Raw genomic sequence first — 19,237 nt, forward strand, 5'->3', positions numbered from 1 at the left:
CACGTATTATGGCGTTGCTACTCTTGTATCTGCAATGTTTCTGTCACCACTGGTTACAACAAAGCGACCATTTACAATCTGTGGTGCCGTTGAATTTTTCCATTGAACTGAAAGCCCATTGCGATATCTTAAATCAATCGCTGCAATTTGCGGCCACACCGGTTTTAAATCGGTTTGTGCCAGGTGACTCAGACGCTGCAGTTTACTCATGGTCTGGTCCTGGTCCACAATAATACGTAAACCGGAATCAAACTGCATAAACCAGGTCATCCGCTCTGTTAAATACAATTCCTTCAACCGCATATTCGCCGGATAAAACAACTGATTAATTTCATTATAGCGGCGCATCATTACTTTTGACTGGCTGAGCGGTCCATGCAGCAGTGGCAATTTTGAATGGTCCCTGATTGCCACTTCGGTGTACACATCACCGCTGTCACTGAGCAGTCTTCCGGTTCCCCAGCGGGCAATGGCATGCCGGGGCATTACCCGGACCCGGATGCTGCTGGGCCACGCCCGGGAGACCACAACATGATCCACCCACGACACCTGTAAGGCCTGATCACGAATTTTTTCCAGATCCGAAGTAAAATAATTGTCCTTAATCATCGGCGTCAGATAACCGGACAACTGCCGGGTTTCTGCCTCAGAGTCTGTTCCCACCACCTGCAGGGTCGCAGTCCGTGCATCAGTAATCACCTTATACAGACCATATACCCCTGCAATCAGTATAAAACAGGCAACAATCATCAACAGCCAGCTGCTCGCATGGATAAACTTTTCCCTGCGAGTCGGTGGTTTTTCATGTATTGATGTAATGGCTGCGCGTTTACGACGCATTGAAGCAGGAAGTTGAGCCATAAATTATTGTGTTTCGCCGGATAAAGTCTGTTCAAGAATCGCAACACACAATTCATCAAAATCATAGCCTACAGCTTTTGCCGCCTTTGGAACCAGTGAATGACTGGTCATGCCCGGCACAGTATTGACTTCCAGCAGCCAGAAATTACCCTGCTCGTCCTGCATGGCGTCAATACGCCCCCAGCCACTTGCACCAACTGCCTGAAAAGCACGCAGACACAGTGCCTGAAGGCGTTTTTCCTCGCTCTCACTCAGCCCTGAAGGAATCCCGTACTCCACGTCATTGCGTTTATATTTTGCGTCATAATCATAAAATGCCACATCTGCCGGCGGCTCAAGACGAATCACCGGTAAGGGCTGGTCATTTAAGAATGAAATGGTGTATTCACGACCTGTAATCCATTGCTCAGCCATAACCACCGCATCGTGCCGGGTTGCCTTTTCGATGGCTCCGGCAAAGTCCTCAGCCTTTTCAACCTTGCTCATGCCGACACTGGAACCTTCATGGACCGGCTTGATAATCAGCGGCAAGCCCACGCTGCTGATGACTTCATCCAGATCCGTGTGCTGATCAATAATCCGATAAGGCGCCGTAGGTAATTCTGAACCCTGCCAGATCTGCTTGGTCTTTACTTTGTCCATACCAATGGCGGAACCCTGCACACCGGTTCCGGTATAAGGCACGCCCATCCACGCCAGTGCGCCCTGGATCTGACCATCCTCACCACCACGACCATGCAGCACAATGAATGCACGATCATAATTGACCAGTTCCGTCACACTGCGCAGCTGCGGATCAAATGCTTCAGCATTCACCCCAGAACGCAGCAATGCTTCCAGCACGGCCTGACCACTATCCAGTGACACCTCACGCTCTGCGGAGTTCCCCCCGAGCAACACAGCAACTTTGCCGAATTTAGCAGCATTTGACACGTTTTTATTTCCTTAAAATGATTTAAATCGGGTCGATCAGGGTCAAATCACTGATGTGACTATTTTAAATATAATTGATGCTGGGCCAATTCTACCGAAATTGCTCCCACGTTACCTGCACCTTGTGTTAATAACAAGTCATTCGCTTGTAACACTTTTTGTACCACATTTTGTAGATTGGCTTCCACGGGATCAATCAGAATCGGCTCCACCTCACCGCGCAGACGAATACTGCGCGCCAGTGAGCGACTGTCCGCCCCGACAATGGGCTTTTCACCTGCAGAATAGACTTCCAGCAACAGCAATTGATCCACCTGTGACAACACATCGACAAAGTCATCGAAACAGTCCCGGGTCCGGGAAAAACGGTGTGGCTGGAACAGCATCACCAGCCGGCGGTCCGGGTGACTGGCACGTGCCGCCTTAATGGTCGCCTCAACTTCCCGGGGATGATGGCCATAATCATCCACCAGTTTTACGGTCCCTTCACCATGTGCAAACTCACCATGCACCTGGAAACGGCGCCCCACACCACTGAAACTTTCCAGCGCGCGGGCAATGGCAGCATCGGAAACGCCTTCATCCGTCGCCACACCAATAGCAGCCAGGGCATTCAGAATATTATGCATGCCGGGCAAATTAATGGTCAGACGCAAAGGTTCACGGTTCTTGCGCAGCACGGTAAAATGGGACTGCATGCCTTCCTGCACCACATCCACTGCACGAATATCATTGTCTTCTTCAAAACCATAGGTCAGTACCGGACGACCGACACGCGGCATGATTTCACGGATGTTGACATCATCGCCACACATGACCGCCAGACCATAAAACGGCAGTTTATGCAAAAACTGAACAAAAGTATCCTTCAGCGTATCAAAACTGCCACCATAGGTGTCCATATGATCCGCATCGATGTTAGTGACAATTGCAGCCATTGGCTCCAGATACAAAAATGAAGCATCGGATTCATCGGCCTCAGCCACAATATAACGGCTTGCCCCCAATGCAGCATTAACCCCGGTACGGTTCAGCAACCCGCCAATCACATAGGTCGGATCCATATTTTCTTCTGCAAGCATGCAGGTCACCAGACTGGTGGTAGTGGTTTTGCCATGTGTTCCTGCAACAGCAATCCCATGACGATAACGCATCAACTCGCCCAGCATTTCTGCACGGCGTACCAACGGAATACGGGTTTCAATGGCCGCCCTGATTTCTGCATTGTCCGCATCAATGGCTGTCGACACCACCAGTACATCTGCATCCTTAATATTTTCAGCCGCATGTCCAATATAAACCCTGATCCCGTTGGCTTCCAGCTGTGCCGTGGTTTTTGAGGTCTTAATATCTGAACCGGACACTTTATAACCCTGGTTTTTCAATACTTCTGCAATACCGCACATCCCGGCCCCGCCAATGCCCACAAAATGAATGTGTTTAATACGGCGCATTTCCGGGATTTTAATCAGATTTTTTGCTTTATCGGCAGGACTTACTGGAGACATAGTTTACTCTGAGCTTATAAATCTTGAATAAAACCAGCCACACGCTGGGTTGCGTCTGGTTGAGCTTGCTGGCGTGCCTTAACTGCCATTTCCATCAGCAGCTGACGGTTCATCAGCGGAATCAGCACATCCTTCAGTGAATCAGGAGTCAGGCTTGCCTGTGGGCAGATTTTAGCTGCACCACTCCTGGCCAGAAATTTTGCATTGGCGGTCTGATGATCATCCACTGCGCCCGGCAGCGGAACAAAAATCGCTGCCACACCTGCAGTTGCCACCTCAGTCACAGTCAATGCACCGGCACGACAGATAATCAGATCGGCATCAGCATAGGCCTGTGCCATATCTTCAATAAATGGCTGCACATTGACCTGTAAGTTGTCAGCTGCGTCAGCATATAGCGCCTCGGTGCCTTCCTGTTTATTTTGTCCGCACTGATGGAAGACCCTTAAGGGTACATCCAGCTGCTTTAATGCCAACGGCACACATTCATTCAGCGCCTGAGCACCGAGCGACCCACCGACAATCAGAATATGAATCGGTTCATCCGCTGCCTGACGGGCCTTATACCGAAATGATGGGTTATAAATGGCGGTGATTTCCGTACGTACCGGGTTGCCTGTGGTAACGACTTTATCACTGGCCGGAAATGTGTCCGGAAATGCCTGGCAGACGGTTTTTGCAATACGGGAAAGCTGGGTGTTGGTAAACCCGGCCACTGCGTTCTGTTCCTGAACAATCACCGGGATACCCAGCATACGGGCCGCCAGACCACCCGGACCGGCAACATAGCCGCCAAAACCGGCAACGACATCCACTTTCAGCTGCTTCATATAACGCATGGCACTGAGTGTGGCTTTTAAAATTTTAAAGGGCGCCGCCAGTTTACGGACCAGGCCATTGCCACGCACTCCCTGAATATCAATCTGATAAATCGGAATATCATGTTGTTTTAATAATCGATTTTCCATACCGGATGGTGTTGCCAGCCAGGAGATCTGACAGCCCTGTTGTTGCAGTTCCTTTGCGACAGCAAGTGCGGGAAATACATGCCCACCGGTCCCTGCCGCCATCATCATGACGTGTCTGGGTGAGCTTTGCTGAGGTCTGGTCACGGTCAATTCTTCAATTCAAAAAATAAAATGGATACAGATACGTTTTAAAAAACCAATTTTAATCACAAATGGCCATGCGGGAAAAGTTTATTTACTTTTTTACCAGACACTTCATTGTTTTTGCTACTGCCCGGCAGTTTAAACCAGTTTCATGCTGAATACTAAAATTTTATGCAGCCCGACACAGCGCAGGCCCGGTATTTATTGAGCGCAAAAAGCCCGGATGGACTTTTTGCGGATGACACCCACGCATCAGACAGAACGTCCGGCTTCCAGTACATCAAACAGATCATCTGCAATGCATGTACCATACTGAGCATCAATTTCACGGATACAGGTCGGACTGGTCACATTAATTTCAGTCACATACTGGCCAATCACATCCAGCCCGACAAAGACCAGTCCCTTCTGTTTCAGAAAAGGCCCGATTTTTGCAGCAATGGCCCGGTCATGTTCTGTCAGTGGCCGTGCCTCGCCCAGTCCACCTGCGGCAAGGTTGCCACGGACTTCGCCATTCTGAGGAATCCGGGCCAGGCAATAAGGTACAGCTTCACCATTAATCATCAGAATGCGCTTATCACCATCCACAATTTCCGGAATATAACGCTGTGCCATAATCGGCCGGGTCCCATTTTCAGTCAGAATTTCAATGGTCGAGCCAATATTCACTCCCTCCTGATATAAACGGAAAACTCCCATGCCGCCCATACCATCCAGTGGTTTGACAATGACATCACCATGTTCCTGCAGAAACTCACGAATCAGCGACTGTTGTGATGTGACCAGTGTCGGAACCTGTAATGCCGGAAACTGGGTGGCAAATAGCTTTTCATTACAATCCCGCAGACTCTGCGGTTTGTTGACAATCCAGGCACCTTCCCGCTCAGCCTGTTCCAGAATATAGGTACTGTAAACAAAATTCATGTCGAAGGGTGGATCCTTGCGCATCAGCACCACATCATAGGCCGCTATGGACTCTCTTTTCCTGTCCCCCAGCTCAAAATAGTGCCCGTAATCTTCAAAAACCCTGAGTGGTGCAACCAGTCCAAATGCCTTGCCCTGGTCAATATATAAATCCTGTTGCAATACATAGCCCAGCTCATGTCCACGACGTGATGCTGCCCAAAGCATGGCCATGGTGGAATCTTTTTTCAGGTTTACATTTTCGATGGGATCCATCACTACAAGTACACGCATATTCAGACTCTGTATAAAATTCCGGATTGAGACAAGTATAACTGAGATTGGAGCATTCCTGTTCCACTCGCACAACAGGCTGATCCGACAGGACCTGAACATAGCCGCCTGTATTCAGTCAGCAGAACCCTCCACGGTTTTATAGTCAATCAGACTGCGGACTCTTCGGGGATCCTGCGGTAAGTCCAGCTTAACCCGACATCTGAAATCATGCGCTGTTTTCTGGAAAATCAGAATCTCGGCCAGCACAGCGACCGGACGGCCAATCATAAAATCTGTCTGATGCAGATTTTTGCAGAGTTGCTCTGCATAGGCCGGCTCCAGATAACCGATTTTAAAATCATGGATCATAACCCTGACCAGAAATGGCTGATTGTGCTGACCAGCCTCACGTTGAAGACAAGCCTTTTTATAAACACTCTGATCTATCGGTTTCAGCATCAATTCATTCACCAGTTTTTTCTGAGCAGACTGACTCAGCGCCAGACTCACTTTAAATTGCTGATCACCGTTCAGGCCATAGGGATGATTACGAAAAAAAATATCCCGTTCAATCTGGCAGCGGTGCCATCTGCGCCGGTCAAACCGCCGGACCACAATAAACCCCACAGCAACACAAATAAGCAATAAAATCAGAAAATGCATTGAAAGTTGCTTCCAGTCAGCATTGCAGCCTCAGATAAGCTGCAATATTTCATATATGAATAGATACAGCCTATTCATACCCCATATTTCACCCGGTATGCTTCCATTTTTGCCAGTGCCGCCATTTCACCGCCAGCCTCCAGAAAGCGCATGAGATCCTGCATGCTGATCAGGGCATGAACCGGAATTTCCAGTTCCTGCTGTACCTCCTGAATGGCAGAAAACTGCCCCTGGCCACGCTCCTGGCGATCCAATGCCACCAGTACACCGGCAATGGTCGCACCGGCATTTTTCAGGAGGGTCACCACTTCACGGATTGCGGTACCGGCAGTAATCACATCATCAACAATCCAGACCTTTTTCCCTTCCACAGAAGCACCCACCAGCACACCACCCTCGCCATGATCCTTGGCTTCCTTCCGGTTAAAGCCCCAGGGCACATTCACACCATGCAGCTGAGACAGTGCCACTGCAGTGGCGGCAACAAATGGAATTCCCTTATATGCTGGCCCAAAAATAACGTCAACATTGCTACATTGTGTTAATTTATCTGCATAGCCCTGTGCCAGAAGCGACAAGGCTTCCCCGTCATTCAATAAACCCGCATTAAAAAAATAAGGACTCACTCGACCGGATTTTAAAGTAAACTCACCAAATTTAAGCACACCGCGTGACAGGGCGAGTTCGATAAAAGCTTGCGGATTAAACTGAGCGGGCAATGTCATGAAGTGCTCCAGATTCATCAATTGAGGTTATGACTGCGCATGATACCAAAGAGTAGCTATCCAGGTGATCAAAAAATTCTCCGTGTTGTTTCAATTAACGTCAACGGCTTACGCTCCTCAGTCAGCAAAGGGCTGTTGGAATGGCTGGAAAAGTCTGATGCAGACGTGATCTGCATGCAGGAAAGTCGGATTACCCACGAGCAATGGACTGACAAATTCAGACCTGAAGGCTGGCATACCCATCTGTTTCCTGCTGAACGTGCAGGCTATGCCGGCACTGCCATTTACAGCCGGCTACCCTTTGTTTCCGTGACAGATGGACTTGGTTTTGAACTGGCAGATTCGCAGGGCCGTTTTATCAGTGCTGAGTTTGAACTGGGGCTGGGCAAAATGGTACATATCTGTTCGCTGTATCTGCCTTCCGGCTCCTCAGGTGATGAGGCACAGGCCCGTAAGGATCATTTTCTGGAGCAATATCAGCAGATTCTCAGCCAATGGAGAGATGAGAACAAATCCGTGATTGTCTGTGGTGACTACAACATCGTGCATAAACGGATTGATATTAAAAACTGGTCCGGCAACCAGAAATCATCCGGCTGTTTACCACATGAACGGGCATGGCTGGATCATATTTATGACGACCTGGGCTATGTCGATACCTTCCGTGAAGTCCGTAAGGACGCTGAATTGTATTCATGGTGGTCAAACCGGGGACAGGCACGGACCAAAAATGTCGGGTGGCGTATTGATTACCACGCCTGCTCACCGGACTGGAAAGACCGGACCGTCAATGCCTGGGTGTATAAGGATGAATGGTTCAGTGACCATGCACCGGTTATTATTGATTATCGAATTTAAGTCAAAAAAATTGAGTGAACAAATGTTTACTCAATGTAAGTTAATTTCTTACGGCTTTTGTCGTATTAACGCATTTTTATTCCCTGTAAATAAGCGCATTATGCTTGTACGGCACAGGGACATTGTCAGGATGACAACAAAGGGACAGGAAGCCGCAGGATGGAGCGTAAATAAATACTTTTAGTGTTTATTTCCAGGGATGAGACATTGGACGTCGTATCGAGACCCGCATAATCAGGATGATTAATGCGGGTTTTCTCTTTTCAATCACTTTCTCAATTATCCGCTTTTTATTTCTATTTCTATTTCTTCTATTTTGTATCTATCTTATTATTTTAATTATTAAGTCATTTATCGATCAACCCTCATTGATTCTTATTTTTTCTTTATTTTTCTCTTCTGTACACATTCTGATATAAAAACCTTACAGTTTTATGACATTTACCCCATCTTTTTTAAATAATTTCTTTTTACTTGCGCTGCCGTTTCCGTCCCGCTTTTGTTAGGCTGTACACCGACTTAATCATTCAGGATAAAATCCATGTTAAAGATCTATGGTATTAAAAATTGTAATTCAATGAAAAAAACTTTCGATTTACTGAATGAGCTTGGCCTTGCCTATGAATTTCATGACTATAAAAAACAGGGAATTGATGCAGAAACCTTACAGCAATGGCTGAATGAAATTGGAGCGGATATTGTTCTGAATAAAAAAGGCACCACCTGGAAAAAACTGTCTGATCAGGAACAACAACAGGCACTGGCCAGTGAGGCAAATCTGATTGAAACGCTGACCCAACAAACCAGCATGATCAAACGTCCGGTCATTCAAACTGCAACAGGCTATATTGCCGGCTTCAATGAAGATGCCATCCGAGCCTTAAAATAAGGACCTGACACCATTTCATCATGAAAAAGCCTGAATCAATTCAGGCTTTTTCATTTCTGTCAGACGCACAGCTGTATCAGTTTGCACGAATCCAAGTCTGATTACGACCTAATGCAGAAACTCCGATATAACCACGCAGTTTCAGCTGATTCCCGGCAAGTTCACCTTTTAATTTATAGGATTTGCCGTTTTTAGGATCCAGGATGGTTCCGCCGTCATAGCTCTGACCGCCAATATTTTTTAAGCCGGTCACAATGGTTACGCCCTTTAATGACTTATTGTGATATGGGCCTTCACACTTGCCACAGGAGCTTTCTTCACCTGGCGTCAATACATTCTGAATGGATGCAGACAATGTTCCATTCTTTTGCTCAGTGAATTTCACCACAGCTTTGGGCTGTTTGGTTTTATCATCAATCGTTTTCCATACCGTTCCATTCAATGGATCGGCTGCATGGCTCAGTACCGCAGTTGCAAGTAATCCCAGTGCAAGTACAATTTTTTTCATTTTCTCATTTCCCTGGTCATTTTGACTTAGATAGTATTCAAAACTCACAACAATTTTGCAATTTTTGAATGTGACTATTTAGTGTAGCCTAAGTAAACACTGTAGATAAACACATCAAAAACTGCTCCAGAATTGCATAAAATGGAAAAAACATGAAGATACCCCCAATTCTGAAACAATATATTACAGAGGCGATTTTAAAGACCGGTCTGCGTATGCCGAGCCGCCTGAAACTACCACCGTCATCCTTGCGTTTTGCGCTGGAACAGATTACCCGGGTTTTCCCACAGCGCAGGGACGTGGAAATACGCCAGATCCGGCTTGCCGGTATTGCTGCCGAAGAGATCAAACCACAACCGGCCGCGACTCAGTTGATTTTTCATATTCACGGTGGTGCATTTTTTCTGGGCTCGCTGAATACGCATCGTGCATTTTTATCTGAAATTGCTGTCCGCACTCAAATGCAGGTGCTGCATATCGACTATCCACTGGCGCCTGAGCATCAATATCCTGATGCTGCTGAGGCAATTTATGATGTCTATCAGCAATTGCTTGATCAGGGTATTCAGCCGAAGGATATTATTGTATCCGGTGACTCCTGTGGTGCCAGTCTCGCACTTGCACTGGTTCTGCAACTCAAGCAGAGAAATCCGGCGCTGGTACCTTCCGCACTGATTTTAATGTCACCGCTGCTGGACCTGACCCTGACCAGCCAGTCGCTGCGCTATAACCGCAAACATGACGCCCTGTTGTCCATTGAAACCGTGGCAACCGGCATCTCCTTTTATGTTCCCGGGGACATGGACCGATCCACACCCGAACTGTCCCCGATTTTCGGAGATTTTACCGGCTTGCCACCCACCCTGGTACAGGTCGGCTCCAAGGAAATCTTACTGGATGATGCCAGACGCTTTGAACAAAAAGCCAGTCAGGCCGGCGTTGCAGTCCGATTTAAACTTTATACCGGCATGTGGCATAACTTTCAGATGTTCAGCCCCTGGTTTGATGAAGCAAAGCGTTCACTGGATGATCTTGCTGAGTTCGCACAGGAAATTGATCAGAGCTGATTCATTACAGACCTGTAGAGCTTATCCGGCCTGTGAACAAATAAAATGGTAGCAATACCCTGTTTAAATGCTGGACTCATCTGGTCCATCCGGCCGGTTTCGATAAGGCTCTTCGCATTCCACGAACATATGCTCCTGCTTTGCTTCGTCCATCCATTGCCGGATCGCCGGTAACTGCAGCATATGTTGCATATATTGCTGGCTGGATGCGCTGACCGGCAGGGCATAACTGAGAAAACGCATGACCACCGGCGCATAAAAGGCATCTGCAATGCTGAACTGAGGACCACACAGAAAACCTTCCGGCTCAGGCCGTTCGGACCATATGCTTTCAATTCTTTGCACATCCTGCTGCAATGCCGGATGGTCGCGCCACAATTGCGCCCCGACTTCAGCCAGGTCTGCTTCAATATTCATTTCGCAAATACTGCGCAGCGTTGTAAAGCCACTGTGCATTTCAGCGCTGATTGATCTTGCCCGTGCCCGCTGCTTCATATCTTTTGGCCAGAGTGATCGGTCAGGGAACTGTTCCGCCAGAAACTCACAGATGGCCAGTGTATCCCAGATGAGCAGATCCTCAAATTTGAGTGCGGGCACCTTACCTGTCGGATTGATCTGAAGAATCTTCTGTTTGAAGGTACTGTCCGGCCCGAAATGATCAAATGCAATCAGATGCTCGCTGAAAGGAATCTCAAAATGCCGGAGCACCAGCCAGGGTCGCATTGACCAGGTGGAATAGTTTTTATTACCGATAAATAAGTCCATCATAGGCCGCCTCCGGAAACACAAAATAGAGTATTTTTTATTGAGTATTTGTATGAATCAGGAGCAACACTGCTACTCCTGATGGTTCCCGTTCAACTGAGATTCAGACAACACTCAGAACAGGAATGCAACGCCCAGACCTGCTCTGTAACTGCGGTCATCGCCATCCAGGTCAACCCCGATACTGGCGTCCAGCTGAGCCCGGTCATTCAGCGCATAAATCAGACCGGAACCCAATCCGTATTCATAGTTCCGGCTTTCTTCCTTGCGGTAAACAAACTCAGAAAAGCCTGACAGTTTCCCTGCAATTTTATAACCAATTGTCGGAATGGCGGTCACTGCCCAACGGCCATCCTGCACCTGATAGTTCATGGTGATTCCGGTATTCAGCAGTTCATTGTATTTATAGGCCAGTGAGGAACCGATACTGTAAATATCATCTTCTTCACCAAAACCTTCATTCCCGGTCGCAATCTGTGCCTGGGCCAGCACTGCCAGTGACAATTTATCATCTTTTAAATCAATGGCTTTTTTGATGCCGATACTGACATCACCCAGACCTGATTCATCCTGTTTGTCGCCCTTATAACTGGTCTGCGTCCAGCCAGGGCCCTGCCATCCCAATCTTAATTCCAGCGTAGGCGTCAAACCGGTACGAAACAGCATATCTTCATTCAAAGTCACCGTTCTGGACTTTGCACCATCTATGGTTGTTTCTGTATATTTTGCACTTGGCAGACCCTGCTCCCACACCAGATGGCCCGCTGGAGCAATTCCTGTACCAAAACCTGTACCAGGGCGGTCAAATGAAAACTCAGCAGCCATGCCGCCCATACTGACCGAAGAAACAAGCATAAATGTGATTTTTTTACATATTTTCATGTACTTATCCAAAATTAAATAACTTCTTTCGACATTTTTGCGCCGCGACTGCGTAACAACTCTAAAGTTTCTCTTTCTTCAGGTAAAGCCTGTGTCCAGTCAATCTGATCAAAATCCGCATCAAAGAACAGGTCACTGATAGAGGTCAGAATGGTATTGCCTTCTTCATCGCGGGTATTGGGATCCACCTGCTGATCCAGTAAACGCTGTACCGCCGGTACACAGGCAGCACTTGCCGCGTCCCAGAGCGGACCATAGCATTCTGCAGCATCCCACAGATGAAAATTTGCCCTGGCCTGAATCAGTTCCTCCAGAATATCCAGATGAACCTGCAGCATCTGTTGCTTCTGAGCTGCACTGAGTTCCTGCCCGGCTTCATAAGCGTCACAGACGCTTTCCCACCATTTAAATAACCCATCTGACCATACCGATACCGCAGGCCCCTTCTCCGGATCAATAAAATCCGGATCAAGACCATCAGTCAGCAGGCGTTGAACCTGTGCCAGATCCAGCTCTTCTATGGCCAGTAAAAAGACTTGCTGTTGCACATTTAACATGCTGATTACCTGCTGTCATCCAAGTTTATATTATGCCGAATATTTGTGAAGTATTAAGTAAATTTATGCGTTAATCAATTCAGAAGCTGTTGACACCGTATCACCCGCCTGCATTATCTGCTGAAACCGGACAGACAGGAGATAAAAAAGCCATAAAATCAGGGGGAAATATAGGCACTCTTTTTATCAGGGCCGGGTTTTTCCCCTAAAAAAAGCCCCTGTTACAGGGGCTTTCACATAATCAGCACTATACTTCTTCATCTATAATTCTGGCCTGATGACCGCGCGGATGTTCTTTTTTCTCCAGCACATGCTCCAGACTGCGTTTGACACGATCAATCGCACCATGCAGGGACAAATCAATATTTTTAGCCTTGTGGGTGACCACCACCGGTTTTATACCGGCTGCCTTGACTTCAACCATACAGCGGATGTCATTATCTCCGCCCTTATCACCATTTTCATCGCTGATATGCACCAGAAAATGCGTGATGCGTTCGCTGTAACGCTGGAACTCCTGAATCAGCTCTTCACGCACATATGTAATTAAACGTTCACTATTATGGATATTTTTAGCTGTGCGGATTTCTATGTTCATAAATATCATCCTCTCATCTTTTAATTTCTATTGTGCAGAATCCGGTCTTCCGGGCACCCTTCAGTATTGCTGTTCTCACAGTCCGGTCATCTTTCAATTCAGTGGAATATCGCCCTCCATATTGAATCAATGAACACATTTGAGTTTGCAAAATGGTGTTCTTATAACTTCAATATCAGGCCATACCGGAAAATATGCAAGTAGATTTTTTTAAATTTCATGAAAAGAATATGAAAAGTGACAACTTGTTACGATTTTTACAGTATATTGATTTTTAATATTTTATTTTTAAACCCTGATTCTTTTTCCAGCACCTGTGATCCTTTGTGACCGTATTCAACAGCACAATCCATACATTGCACCCTGCTTTATCAGCAGTCCACAGACCCAGCCGCATGATCGTTTTTTTTTCAATCCACCCCATATTCTGGCTTTATTTTTGCTTGACAATCTGTATGCTTTATACGCTTTTTATGGGGGAGAAATTCTTTTAATGAAACACACATCATTCATCATGGCGGGCGCCCTTGCCTGCACAGCCACACTGAGCCACGCGGCACCACTCTGGCAGGATTTCAGTATCACCGGGCTTTATGGAAAAAACTATGAACTGACACCGGACAAAGAACAAAGCACGGTGACCTTTGAGTACGCAGCCAAACTGAAATATGGCGATTTCTTTGGATTTGCAGATCGCCTGTACAGTGGCGGTGAATCAGATACTTATTTTGAAGTTTCTCCACGCTTAAGCCTGAGCGCTGTCTCCGGTCGCTCACTGGCGCTGGGGCCCGTCAAGGATGTGCTGATTACCACCACCTGGGAAGGTGGCAAGGACATGAACAACTACCTGTATGGCCTGGCCGTCGATCTTGATATTCCATATTTTCAGTATGCCCAGTTAAATTTCTATCGGGCCAATAACGACAATATTGAGGATGATTATCAGCTGACTTTTTCCTTTGCCGTTCCATTTAAAATTGCCTCAGAAGAGTTTCTGGCCGATGGTTTCCTCGACTGGTCCACAGCAGAAGATGATCACGGCAGTGAACTGAACTGGACCACGCAGTGGAAATGGAATGCCGGGAAACACATTTCTCCGGATACCCGTCTGTACCTGGGGATTGAACACTCCGTCTGGCACAATAAATACGGCGTGCAGGGCAGGGATGAAAATAACGTCAGCGCCTTAATCAAATACCATTTCTAATCTGACAATCCAGTATGAATAACCAAAAAGCAGGAGATTCATCCTGCTTTTTTATTGCCGACAACATGCAAAGTTCTTAAAATAATGACGATTATAATGATTCCGATCGATATCATGGACTTTCATATCCGCCCTGCCACAGCTCAGGATTTACCACAGATTCTTGAAATTTATAATGCAGAAATTTTAAATGGGCTGGCGAACTGGAACCATTATCCTCAATCACTGGCAGAACTGGACCGATGGTTTACAGAGTTGAACCGTCAGCAATTCCCACTGTTTGTTGCTGAATTGATGGCTGAGTCCCCTGAATATGGTCCCTTGTCGCACATTGCCGGCTATGCAGATTACAGCGCGTTCCGCTAGATTCATGGTTATCAGCAGACAGTTGAACATTCGGTCTTTATTGCGCCGGATTTCAGTGGTCAGGGTCTGGGAACAATGTTGATGCGACGGCTGATTGAACATGCCAGGCAACAGAATATACATGTCATGGTGGCGGCGATTGACCATGCCAATACTGCATCGATTGCCCTGCATGAAAAACCTGGATTCCAGCAAACCGGTTATCTGCCGCAGGTCGGGAAAAAATTCGGACAATGGCGTGATCTGGTCCTCATGCAGCTGATCCCGAGCTCGGAACAGTCCCCCTGATTATCCCCTGAAATCAGTTAAAATCATACTGATAACCGCGCTGTTATGTTCATGTGCATGACCATAAAACGCTTTCAGACGCAGAAACATAATACTGAGCTGTTCAATTTCAGCCTCTGACTGGCTGCCCGATCGCCCCGACTCAGGCACTGAATTCCCAAGTGACTCCGCATGAGCATGATACCGCTGTCGGAACTGTTCAGTGCTGATCTGTTGCAGTGCAGCATGAATATCGGCAACCACCACTGCGGAGTTATAACACACCGGTCCATGCGCTGAACGGACATGGGGAAATGAATACTCAGCAGTGATTGCATGGTGCAGTGGCGGATATACCGCTCCAACCGGCTGAGCTGTCAGTAATTCATGCATGGCAGCTCCGCTGTTTTGCAGATCCAGTTGATCGCGTATTTGTGGATCCCGGCAAACATCTTTCGGAGTCTGTGCATCAATCAATAAGGTTTCAAGTGCGTTCGGTTCCACGGCAAATAATAGATTCTGCATAGTGATTACTCCACTCCCATTTCATTGTTGTTTTCGCGGGACCCAGCCGGCCCACAGCGCTGAGCGCGCTGCATATCATGCATTGCAGTCTGTCATTTGCATGCCTGTGAATGGCAACCACCAGACTGCCGTACATTGCATCTCAAAAGACCGACAAACTGACTGAATGACATCCGGCAGAGTCGCCCTCGGGACACATATACATATTTATAACGGAAGCAATGAAATATCGGTTTTTCCTTTTGTCTTTTTTTGTTATATAAAGCCTTGAAGCTCCCCCTGAGAAACAAATTCAGAGAAGAATAATGAAGACATTCATATGCTATGGCTTAACCATTTCAGCACTTGTAATCAGTGGCTACAGCCATGCCGACTCCGCCTATGATAAAGAACTCAGACAAGGTTGCAGCAAGCTGGAACAATATGCTGCCCAGGGAAAAAGCCTTTACGATCAGCAGCAATACACAAAGGCACGGCAAATCTTTCAACAGCAGGCCGCCTGGTCGGCATTCTGTGCCAGTCAGGCTCAGCAGGACAGTGGCGTCACTGTGACAGCACGTGATACTGAAATTGCCAATAATAATACAGGACTGAGCTATGCCAGATCCGGACAGCCTTTATGGGCCAGGGCCTGGTTTCAGCTGAATCCGCAGTCCGGCATCAGTCAGTTTAATCTGAAATCCCTGCCGGCACCCGGCATTGCATCTGATTTATCCGGTGAATATGTGCGTTATGCCGGATTCGGTGCATGGAACACACTGACGGTAAAAAAACAGGCTCAGCATTATCATATCCGCTTTGACGGACTTTATATGGGCGCCCGGAGTCTGATTTATGGTCCCAATAGCGGACAATTTGAAACCGCCATGCCACTTGGCAAAAAACATACGGTTTATCAGCAGAGTGGCTGCAACATCGATCTCCAGTTTGACTACAATGCATCCCAGGGCAACCTGGTCTCCATTAAACAGAACGACCGGGATTCAGATTGTGGTTTCGGGATGAATGTTTCTTCGACAGGGACCTATCAGAAGGTGGAAAACCTGCACTAATTTTCTCTTTATTTGCAGGCTTCCTGGACTGAATCAAATCAGGGAATACAATTGAACCTTGTCCCTGCATGCATCCATAAATGAACAGCATAGGGGACAAAACGGCGCTAAATCGCCACCAGCTCCCGGATGCCTTTTCCGGGCATTTCACTTCCCGGCCCCTGAGCAATCACCTGGCCACGTGCCATGACCGTATAGGCATCCGCCAGTTCTTCAGCAAAGTCATAAAATTGCTCAACCAATACAATCGCCATTTCACCGCCATCAGCCAGTTTGCGGATCACCCGGCCAATATCCTTGATAATTGAAGGCTGGATTCCCTCAGTGGGTTCATCCAGAATCAGGACCCGCGGTTCTGAAGCCAATGCCCGGGCAATGGCCAGCTGCTGTTGCTGTCCCCCGGATAAATCTCCCCCGCGGCGATGTTTCATTTCTTCCAGTACCGGGAAAATTTCATATAGGTGCTCAGGCACTTTACTGGTTTTTGCACCTGAAAACTTTGCCATTCCAATCAGAATATTTTCCTCAACTGTCAGTGTAGAAAAAATATCCCGTCCCTGCGGAACATAGGCAAGGCCGGCCCGGACACGCTGTTCCGGACTCAGCCTGGAAATATCCCTGCCATCCAGCAGAATCTGCCCGGATTTGATGGGTAAAATTCCCATCAGACATTTTAGCAAGGTGGTTTTCCCCACACCATTACGCCCGAGTACCACTGAACATTCACCAACCGGGGCATGAAAGGACACATCACGCAGAATATGACTGCCACCGTAAAACTGATTCACCTCTTTCACTTCCAGCATATTCTGCTCCTTAACGCCCCAGATATTTTTCAATGACATCTTCATTGGCCTGAACCTCAGCCAGCGTACCTTCCGCCAGAATCGCTCCCTGTGCCAGTACCGTGACTTTTTCACTGATGGTGTCAATAAAGCTCATATCATGCTCGACCACAACAAGGGTATGATTTTTTTTCAGTTCCAGGCACAATTCAGCCGTCCTTTCAGTCTCGGCATCGGTCATGCCTGCCACAGGCTCATCCAGCAAAATCAGTCTGGGGCGCTGCATCAGCAACATGCCGATTTCCAGCCACTGCTTTTGACCATGTGACAATAAACCCGCCGGTTTATTGACAAACTCCGCCAGACGAATCTGGGTCAGTGATTCATCCAGCGCCAACTGAGCATCAGCCGCCAGTCGACTGAAAAAGCTTTTTTTGACCCGTTTGTCACGGGGAGCGGCAAGCAGCAGGTTTTCCATGACCGTGAAATTTTCAAACACAGTCGGTTTCTGAAATTTTCGCCCAATTCCGGCTTCAGCAATCTGTTCTGTGCTCATGTTGGCCAGATCATAGTTCTGACCAAAAAATGCCGTTCCCGTAGTCGGACGGGTCTTGCCGGTAATCACATCCATCAGGGTGGTTTTTCCGGCGCCATTCGGCCCGATAATGCAGCGGAGTTCACCCTCTTCAATATAGAGCGACAGATCATTCAGAGCACGGAATGCGTCAAACCAGACACTGACATTTTCCAGATACAGGGCGATACCATGACTGAAATCTGCACCCGGCTGTCTGGGACGGCCATAGCCTTCGCCTGCCTGACCGCCATGCTGCTGTGAGTTCTGCACTGAATTAATCATTTGCTTTGCTCCTTTTTAAAGCGGTCAAACAATCCAATCACCCCTTTGGGCAGGAACAGCGTCACCACCACAAACAGCCCGCCAAGAATCAACAGCCAGGCTTCCGGATAGGCCACCGTGAAATAGGTTTTGACTGCATTGATCAGGCCCGCGCCCAATATTGGTCCGATCAGGGTACCCCGGCCTCCGGCTGCAACCCATACCGCCATTTCAATGGAGTTGACTGGATTCATTTCACCGGGGTTAATAATTCCAGCCTGCGGAACATACAGTGCCCCGGCAATCCCGGCAATCACCGCAGACAAAACCCAGGCCGAAAGCTTGTACCACAGGGTCCGATAACCCAGATACTGCAGACGGTTTTCACTGTCACGGATTGCTCCCAATACCCGGCCATAGGGTTTATTCATCAGACTACGCAACCCCATAAAACACAGCAGCAGTACAAGTGCCGTAATAAAGCACAGACTGGCACGCATGGGCGCAGAAGTAATATCCAGCCCCAGAATGGTTTTAAAGCCGGTAAAGCCGTTATTTCCACCAAAACCGGTTTCATTACGGAAAAATAATAAGGCCGCAGCAAAGGTCATGGCCTGCGTAATAATTGAAAAATACACGCCCTTGATTCGGGAACGAAATGCAAAATATCCAAAAATAAAGGCGATCAGCCCGGGCGCCAGTACCACCAGTGCCAGAGCCCATGCCATGTGTTCTGTACCAACCCAGTACCATGGCAACTCTGTCCAGCTGAGAAAGCGCATGAAGTCCGGTAAGCCATCTCCGGCGGATTGCCGCATCAGATACATGCTGAAGGCATAGCCACCCAGGGCAAAATACAGGCCATGTCCAAGGCTTAAAATACCGGCATAGCCCCACACCAGATCCAGTGCAAGTGCAACCAGCGCCAGGCACATGATCTTACCGATCAGCGTTACCCAGTAAGCCGATAAATGCAGACTGGCATCCACCGGGAGCAGGTGGAACCAGGGCAGAATCAGCAGCACCAGAAAACACGCAGCAATGGCCAGGGCACTATAGGCTTTATCTGAAAACAATAAAGTGATTTTCATC

21 protein-coding genes and 1 pseudogene are annotated in these 19,237 nt (G+C 47.7%); 6 read left to right on the forward strand and 16 right to left on the reverse strand.

Going from position 1 to position 19,237, the window contains the following annotated elements; genetic code table 11:
• Positions 1–6: 6 nt before the first annotated feature.
• From ACT6PV_RS13835 to pyrE, 7 genes are all read right to left on the reverse strand, one after another.
• Positions 7–861 (reverse strand): cell division protein FtsQ/DivIB, encoded by an 855-nt coding sequence (locus ACT6PV_RS13835; RefSeq protein WP_445116858.1) that lies wholly within the window; start codon positions 859–861, stop codon positions 7–9.
• Between the two features lie 3 nt (positions 862–864).
• Positions 865–1,794 carry a D-alanine--D-alanine ligase gene (locus ACT6PV_RS13840; RefSeq protein WP_445116859.1) on the reverse strand — a complete coding sequence of 310 codons (930 nt, stop codon included), beginning with the start codon at positions 1,792–1,794 and terminating at the stop codon, positions 865–867.
• A 59-nt stretch (positions 1,795–1,853) separates the two neighbouring features.
• A complete protein-coding gene (murC, locus tag ACT6PV_RS13845; protein WP_445116860.1) occupies positions 1,854–3,302 on the reverse strand; it encodes a UDP-N-acetylmuramate--L-alanine ligase in 1,449 nt (482 codons plus the stop codon).
• 14 nt (positions 3,303–3,316) lie between these two features.
• Positions 3,317–4,414 (reverse strand): undecaprenyldiphospho-muramoylpentapeptide beta-N-acetylglucosaminyltransferase, encoded by a 1,098-nt coding sequence (gene murG, locus ACT6PV_RS13850; RefSeq protein ID WP_445116861.1) that lies wholly within the window; start codon positions 4,412–4,414, stop codon positions 3,317–3,319.
• Positions 4,415–4,666: 252 nt separating this feature from the next.
• Complete coding sequence (gshB, locus tag ACT6PV_RS13855; RefSeq protein WP_445116862.1) at positions 4,667–5,611, reverse strand: glutathione synthase; 945 nt, start codon at positions 5,609–5,611, stop codon at positions 4,667–4,669.
• Positions 5,612–5,725: 114 nt separating this feature from the next.
• Positions 5,726–6,256: a hypothetical protein gene (locus tag ACT6PV_RS13860; protein ID WP_445116863.1), complete on the reverse strand. Its 531-nt coding sequence runs from the start codon at positions 6,254–6,256 to the stop codon at positions 5,726–5,728.
• Between the two features lie 74 nt (positions 6,257–6,330).
• Positions 6,331–6,981, reverse strand: a complete 651-nt coding sequence (pyrE, locus tag ACT6PV_RS13865) for an orotate phosphoribosyltransferase (protein ID WP_445116864.1) — start codon at positions 6,979–6,981, stop codon at positions 6,331–6,333.
• A gap of 39 nt (positions 6,982–7,020) precedes the next feature.
• Here pyrE and ACT6PV_RS13870 point away from each other — a divergent pair, with 39 nt between their 5' ends.
• Together ACT6PV_RS13870 and ACT6PV_RS13875 are read left to right on the forward strand one after the other, a co-directional pair.
• A complete protein-coding gene (locus ACT6PV_RS13870; RefSeq protein WP_445116865.1) occupies positions 7,021–7,839 on the forward strand; it encodes an exodeoxyribonuclease III in 819 nt (272 codons plus the stop codon).
• Positions 7,840–8,380: 541 nt separating this feature from the next.
• Positions 8,381–8,728, forward strand: a complete 348-nt coding sequence (locus ACT6PV_RS13875) for a Spx/MgsR family RNA polymerase-binding regulatory protein (protein ID WP_445116866.1) — start codon at positions 8,381–8,383, stop codon at positions 8,726–8,728.
• 76 nt (positions 8,729–8,804) lie between these two features.
• Here the strand turns inward: ACT6PV_RS13875 and ACT6PV_RS13880 are convergent, their stop codons facing one another.
• Positions 8,805–9,236 carry a DUF2147 domain-containing protein gene (locus ACT6PV_RS13880; protein WP_445116867.1) on the reverse strand — a complete coding sequence of 144 codons (432 nt, stop codon included), beginning with the start codon at positions 9,234–9,236 and terminating at the stop codon, positions 8,805–8,807.
• 152 nt (positions 9,237–9,388) lie between these two features.
• Between ACT6PV_RS13880 and ACT6PV_RS13885 the strand changes: the two genes are divergently transcribed.
• Complete coding sequence (locus tag ACT6PV_RS13885; RefSeq protein ID WP_445116868.1) at positions 9,389–10,303, forward strand: alpha/beta hydrolase; 915 nt, start codon at positions 9,389–9,391, stop codon at positions 10,301–10,303.
• A 63-nt stretch (positions 10,304–10,366) separates the two neighbouring features.
• Here the strand turns inward: ACT6PV_RS13885 and ACT6PV_RS13890 are convergent, their stop codons facing one another.
• The 4 genes from ACT6PV_RS13890 to ACT6PV_RS13905 form a co-directional block, all read right to left on the reverse strand.
• Positions 10,367–11,071 (reverse strand): glutathione S-transferase family protein, encoded by a 705-nt coding sequence (locus tag ACT6PV_RS13890; RefSeq protein WP_445116869.1) that lies wholly within the window; start codon positions 11,069–11,071, stop codon positions 10,367–10,369.
• Between the two features lie 111 nt (positions 11,072–11,182).
• The gene (locus ACT6PV_RS13895; RefSeq protein WP_445116870.1) at positions 11,183–11,950 is read right to left on the reverse strand and encodes a transporter; all 768 of its coding nucleotides are present in this window, start codon (positions 11,948–11,950) and stop codon (positions 11,183–11,185) included.
• A gap of 14 nt (positions 11,951–11,964) precedes the next feature.
• Complete coding sequence (locus ACT6PV_RS13900; RefSeq protein WP_445116871.1) at positions 11,965–12,507, reverse strand: ankyrin repeat domain-containing protein; 543 nt, start codon at positions 12,505–12,507, stop codon at positions 11,965–11,967.
• A 247-nt stretch (positions 12,508–12,754) separates the two neighbouring features.
• Positions 12,755–13,105, reverse strand: coding sequence for an HPF/RaiA family ribosome-associated protein (locus tag ACT6PV_RS13905; RefSeq protein ID WP_445116872.1), 351 nt, complete (start codon positions 13,103–13,105; stop codon positions 12,755–12,757).
• Positions 13,106–13,598: 493 nt separating this feature from the next.
• On the opposite strand from ACT6PV_RS13905, the gene ACT6PV_RS13910 reads away from it, so the two are divergent.
• Positions 13,599–14,312, forward strand: coding sequence for an outer membrane protein OmpK (locus tag ACT6PV_RS13910; RefSeq protein WP_445116873.1), 714 nt, complete (start codon positions 13,599–13,601; stop codon positions 14,310–14,312).
• Between the two features lie 114 nt (positions 14,313–14,426).
• Positions 14,427–14,966, forward strand: a pseudogene (locus ACT6PV_RS13915) (GNAT family N-acetyltransferase).
• Here ACT6PV_RS13915 and ACT6PV_RS13920 read toward each other — a convergent pair.
• A complete protein-coding gene (locus ACT6PV_RS13920; RefSeq protein ID WP_445116874.1) occupies positions 14,967–15,470 on the reverse strand; it encodes a DUF1877 family protein in 504 nt (167 codons plus the stop codon).
• A gap of 302 nt (positions 15,471–15,772) precedes the next feature.
• On the opposite strand from ACT6PV_RS13920, the gene ACT6PV_RS13925 reads away from it, so the two are divergent.
• The gene (locus tag ACT6PV_RS13925; RefSeq protein WP_445117126.1) at positions 15,773–16,522 is read left to right on the forward strand and encodes a hypothetical protein; all 750 of its coding nucleotides are present in this window, start codon (positions 15,773–15,775) and stop codon (positions 16,520–16,522) included.
• 107 nt (positions 16,523–16,629) lie between these two features.
• On the opposite strand, the gene urtE is transcribed toward ACT6PV_RS13925, so the two are convergent.
• Genes urtE through urtC form a run of 3 tightly spaced genes read right to left on the reverse strand, consistent with a single transcriptional unit; the run spans position 16,630 to position 19,236 of the window.
• Positions 16,630–17,328: an urea ABC transporter ATP-binding subunit UrtE gene (gene urtE, locus ACT6PV_RS13930; RefSeq protein WP_445117127.1), complete on the reverse strand. Its 699-nt coding sequence runs from the start codon at positions 17,326–17,328 to the stop codon at positions 16,630–16,632.
• A gap of 10 nt (positions 17,329–17,338) precedes the next feature.
• Entirely contained in the window at positions 17,339–18,166 is an 828-nt protein-coding gene (gene urtD, locus ACT6PV_RS13935) for an urea ABC transporter ATP-binding protein UrtD (protein WP_445116875.1), read from the reverse strand.
• Positions 18,163–19,236 (reverse strand): urea ABC transporter permease subunit UrtC, encoded by a 1,074-nt coding sequence (gene urtC, locus ACT6PV_RS13940; RefSeq protein ID WP_445116876.1) that lies wholly within the window; start codon positions 19,234–19,236, stop codon positions 18,163–18,165. The genes urtD and urtC overlap by 4 nt, the downstream gene beginning before the upstream one ends.
• Between the last annotated feature and the right edge of the window lies 1 nt (position 19,237).

It is taken from the genome of Acinetobacter sp. WZC-1, assembly GCF_052544965.1.

Excerpts from the sequence above, each read along its gene's own strand:
- murC (WP_445116860.1), bottom strand. The coding sequence starts at position 3,302 with ATGTCTCCAGTAAGTCCTGCCGATAAAGCAAAAAATCTGATTAAAATC.
- ACT6PV_RS13875 (WP_445116866.1), top strand. The coding sequence starts at position 8,381 with ATGTTAAAGATCTATGGTATTAAAAATTGTAATTCAATGAAAAAAACT.
- ACT6PV_RS13870 (WP_445116865.1), top strand. The coding sequence starts at position 7,021 with ATGATACCAAAGAGTAGCTATCCAGGTGATCAAAAAATTCTCCGTGTT.
- pyrE (WP_445116864.1), bottom strand. The coding sequence starts at position 6,981 with ATGACATTGCCCGCTCAGTTTAATCCGCAAGCTTTTATCGAACTCGCC.
- ACT6PV_RS13885 (WP_445116868.1), top strand. The coding sequence starts at position 9,389 with ATGAAGATACCCCCAATTCTGAAACAATATATTACAGAGGCGATTTTA.
- ACT6PV_RS13895 (WP_445116870.1), bottom strand. The coding sequence starts at position 11,950 with ATGAAAATATGTAAAAAAATCACATTTATGCTTGTTTCTTCGGTCAGT.
- ACT6PV_RS13920 (WP_445116874.1), bottom strand. The coding sequence starts at position 15,470 with ATGCAGAATCTATTATTTGCCGTGGAACCGAACGCACTTGAAACCTTA.
- urtD (WP_445116875.1), bottom strand. The coding sequence starts at position 18,166 with ATGATTAATTCAGTGCAGAACTCACAGCAGCATGGCGGTCAGGCAGGC.
- ACT6PV_RS13835 (WP_445116858.1), bottom strand. The coding sequence starts at position 861 with ATGGCTCAACTTCCTGCTTCAATGCGTCGTAAACGCGCAGCCATTACA.
- ACT6PV_RS13905 (WP_445116872.1), bottom strand. The coding sequence starts at position 13,105 with ATGAACATAGAAATCCGCACAGCTAAAAATATCCATAATAGTGAACGT.
- ACT6PV_RS13890 (WP_445116869.1), bottom strand. The coding sequence starts at position 11,071 with ATGATGGACTTATTTATCGGTAATAAAAACTATTCCACCTGGTCAATG.
- urtC (WP_445116876.1), bottom strand. The coding sequence starts at position 19,236 with ATGAAAATCACTTTATTGTTTTCAGATAAAGCCTATAGTGCCCTGGCC.
- urtE (WP_445117127.1), bottom strand. The coding sequence starts at position 17,328 with ATGCTGGAAGTGAAAGAGGTGAATCAGTTTTACGGTGGCAGTCATATT.
- gshB (WP_445116862.1), bottom strand. The coding sequence starts at position 5,611 with ATGCGTGTACTTGTAGTGATGGATCCCATCGAAAATGTAAACCTGAAA.
- ACT6PV_RS13880 (WP_445116867.1), bottom strand. The coding sequence starts at position 9,236 with ATGAAAAAAATTGTACTTGCACTGGGATTACTTGCAACTGCGGTACTG.
- ACT6PV_RS13860 (WP_445116863.1), bottom strand. The coding sequence starts at position 6,256 with ATGCATTTTCTGATTTTATTGCTTATTTGTGTTGCTGTGGGGTTTATT.
- ACT6PV_RS13910 (WP_445116873.1), top strand. The coding sequence starts at position 13,599 with ATGAAACACACATCATTCATCATGGCGGGCGCCCTTGCCTGCACAGCC.
- ACT6PV_RS13900 (WP_445116871.1), bottom strand. The coding sequence starts at position 12,507 with ATGTTAAATGTGCAACAGCAAGTCTTTTTACTGGCCATAGAAGAGCTG.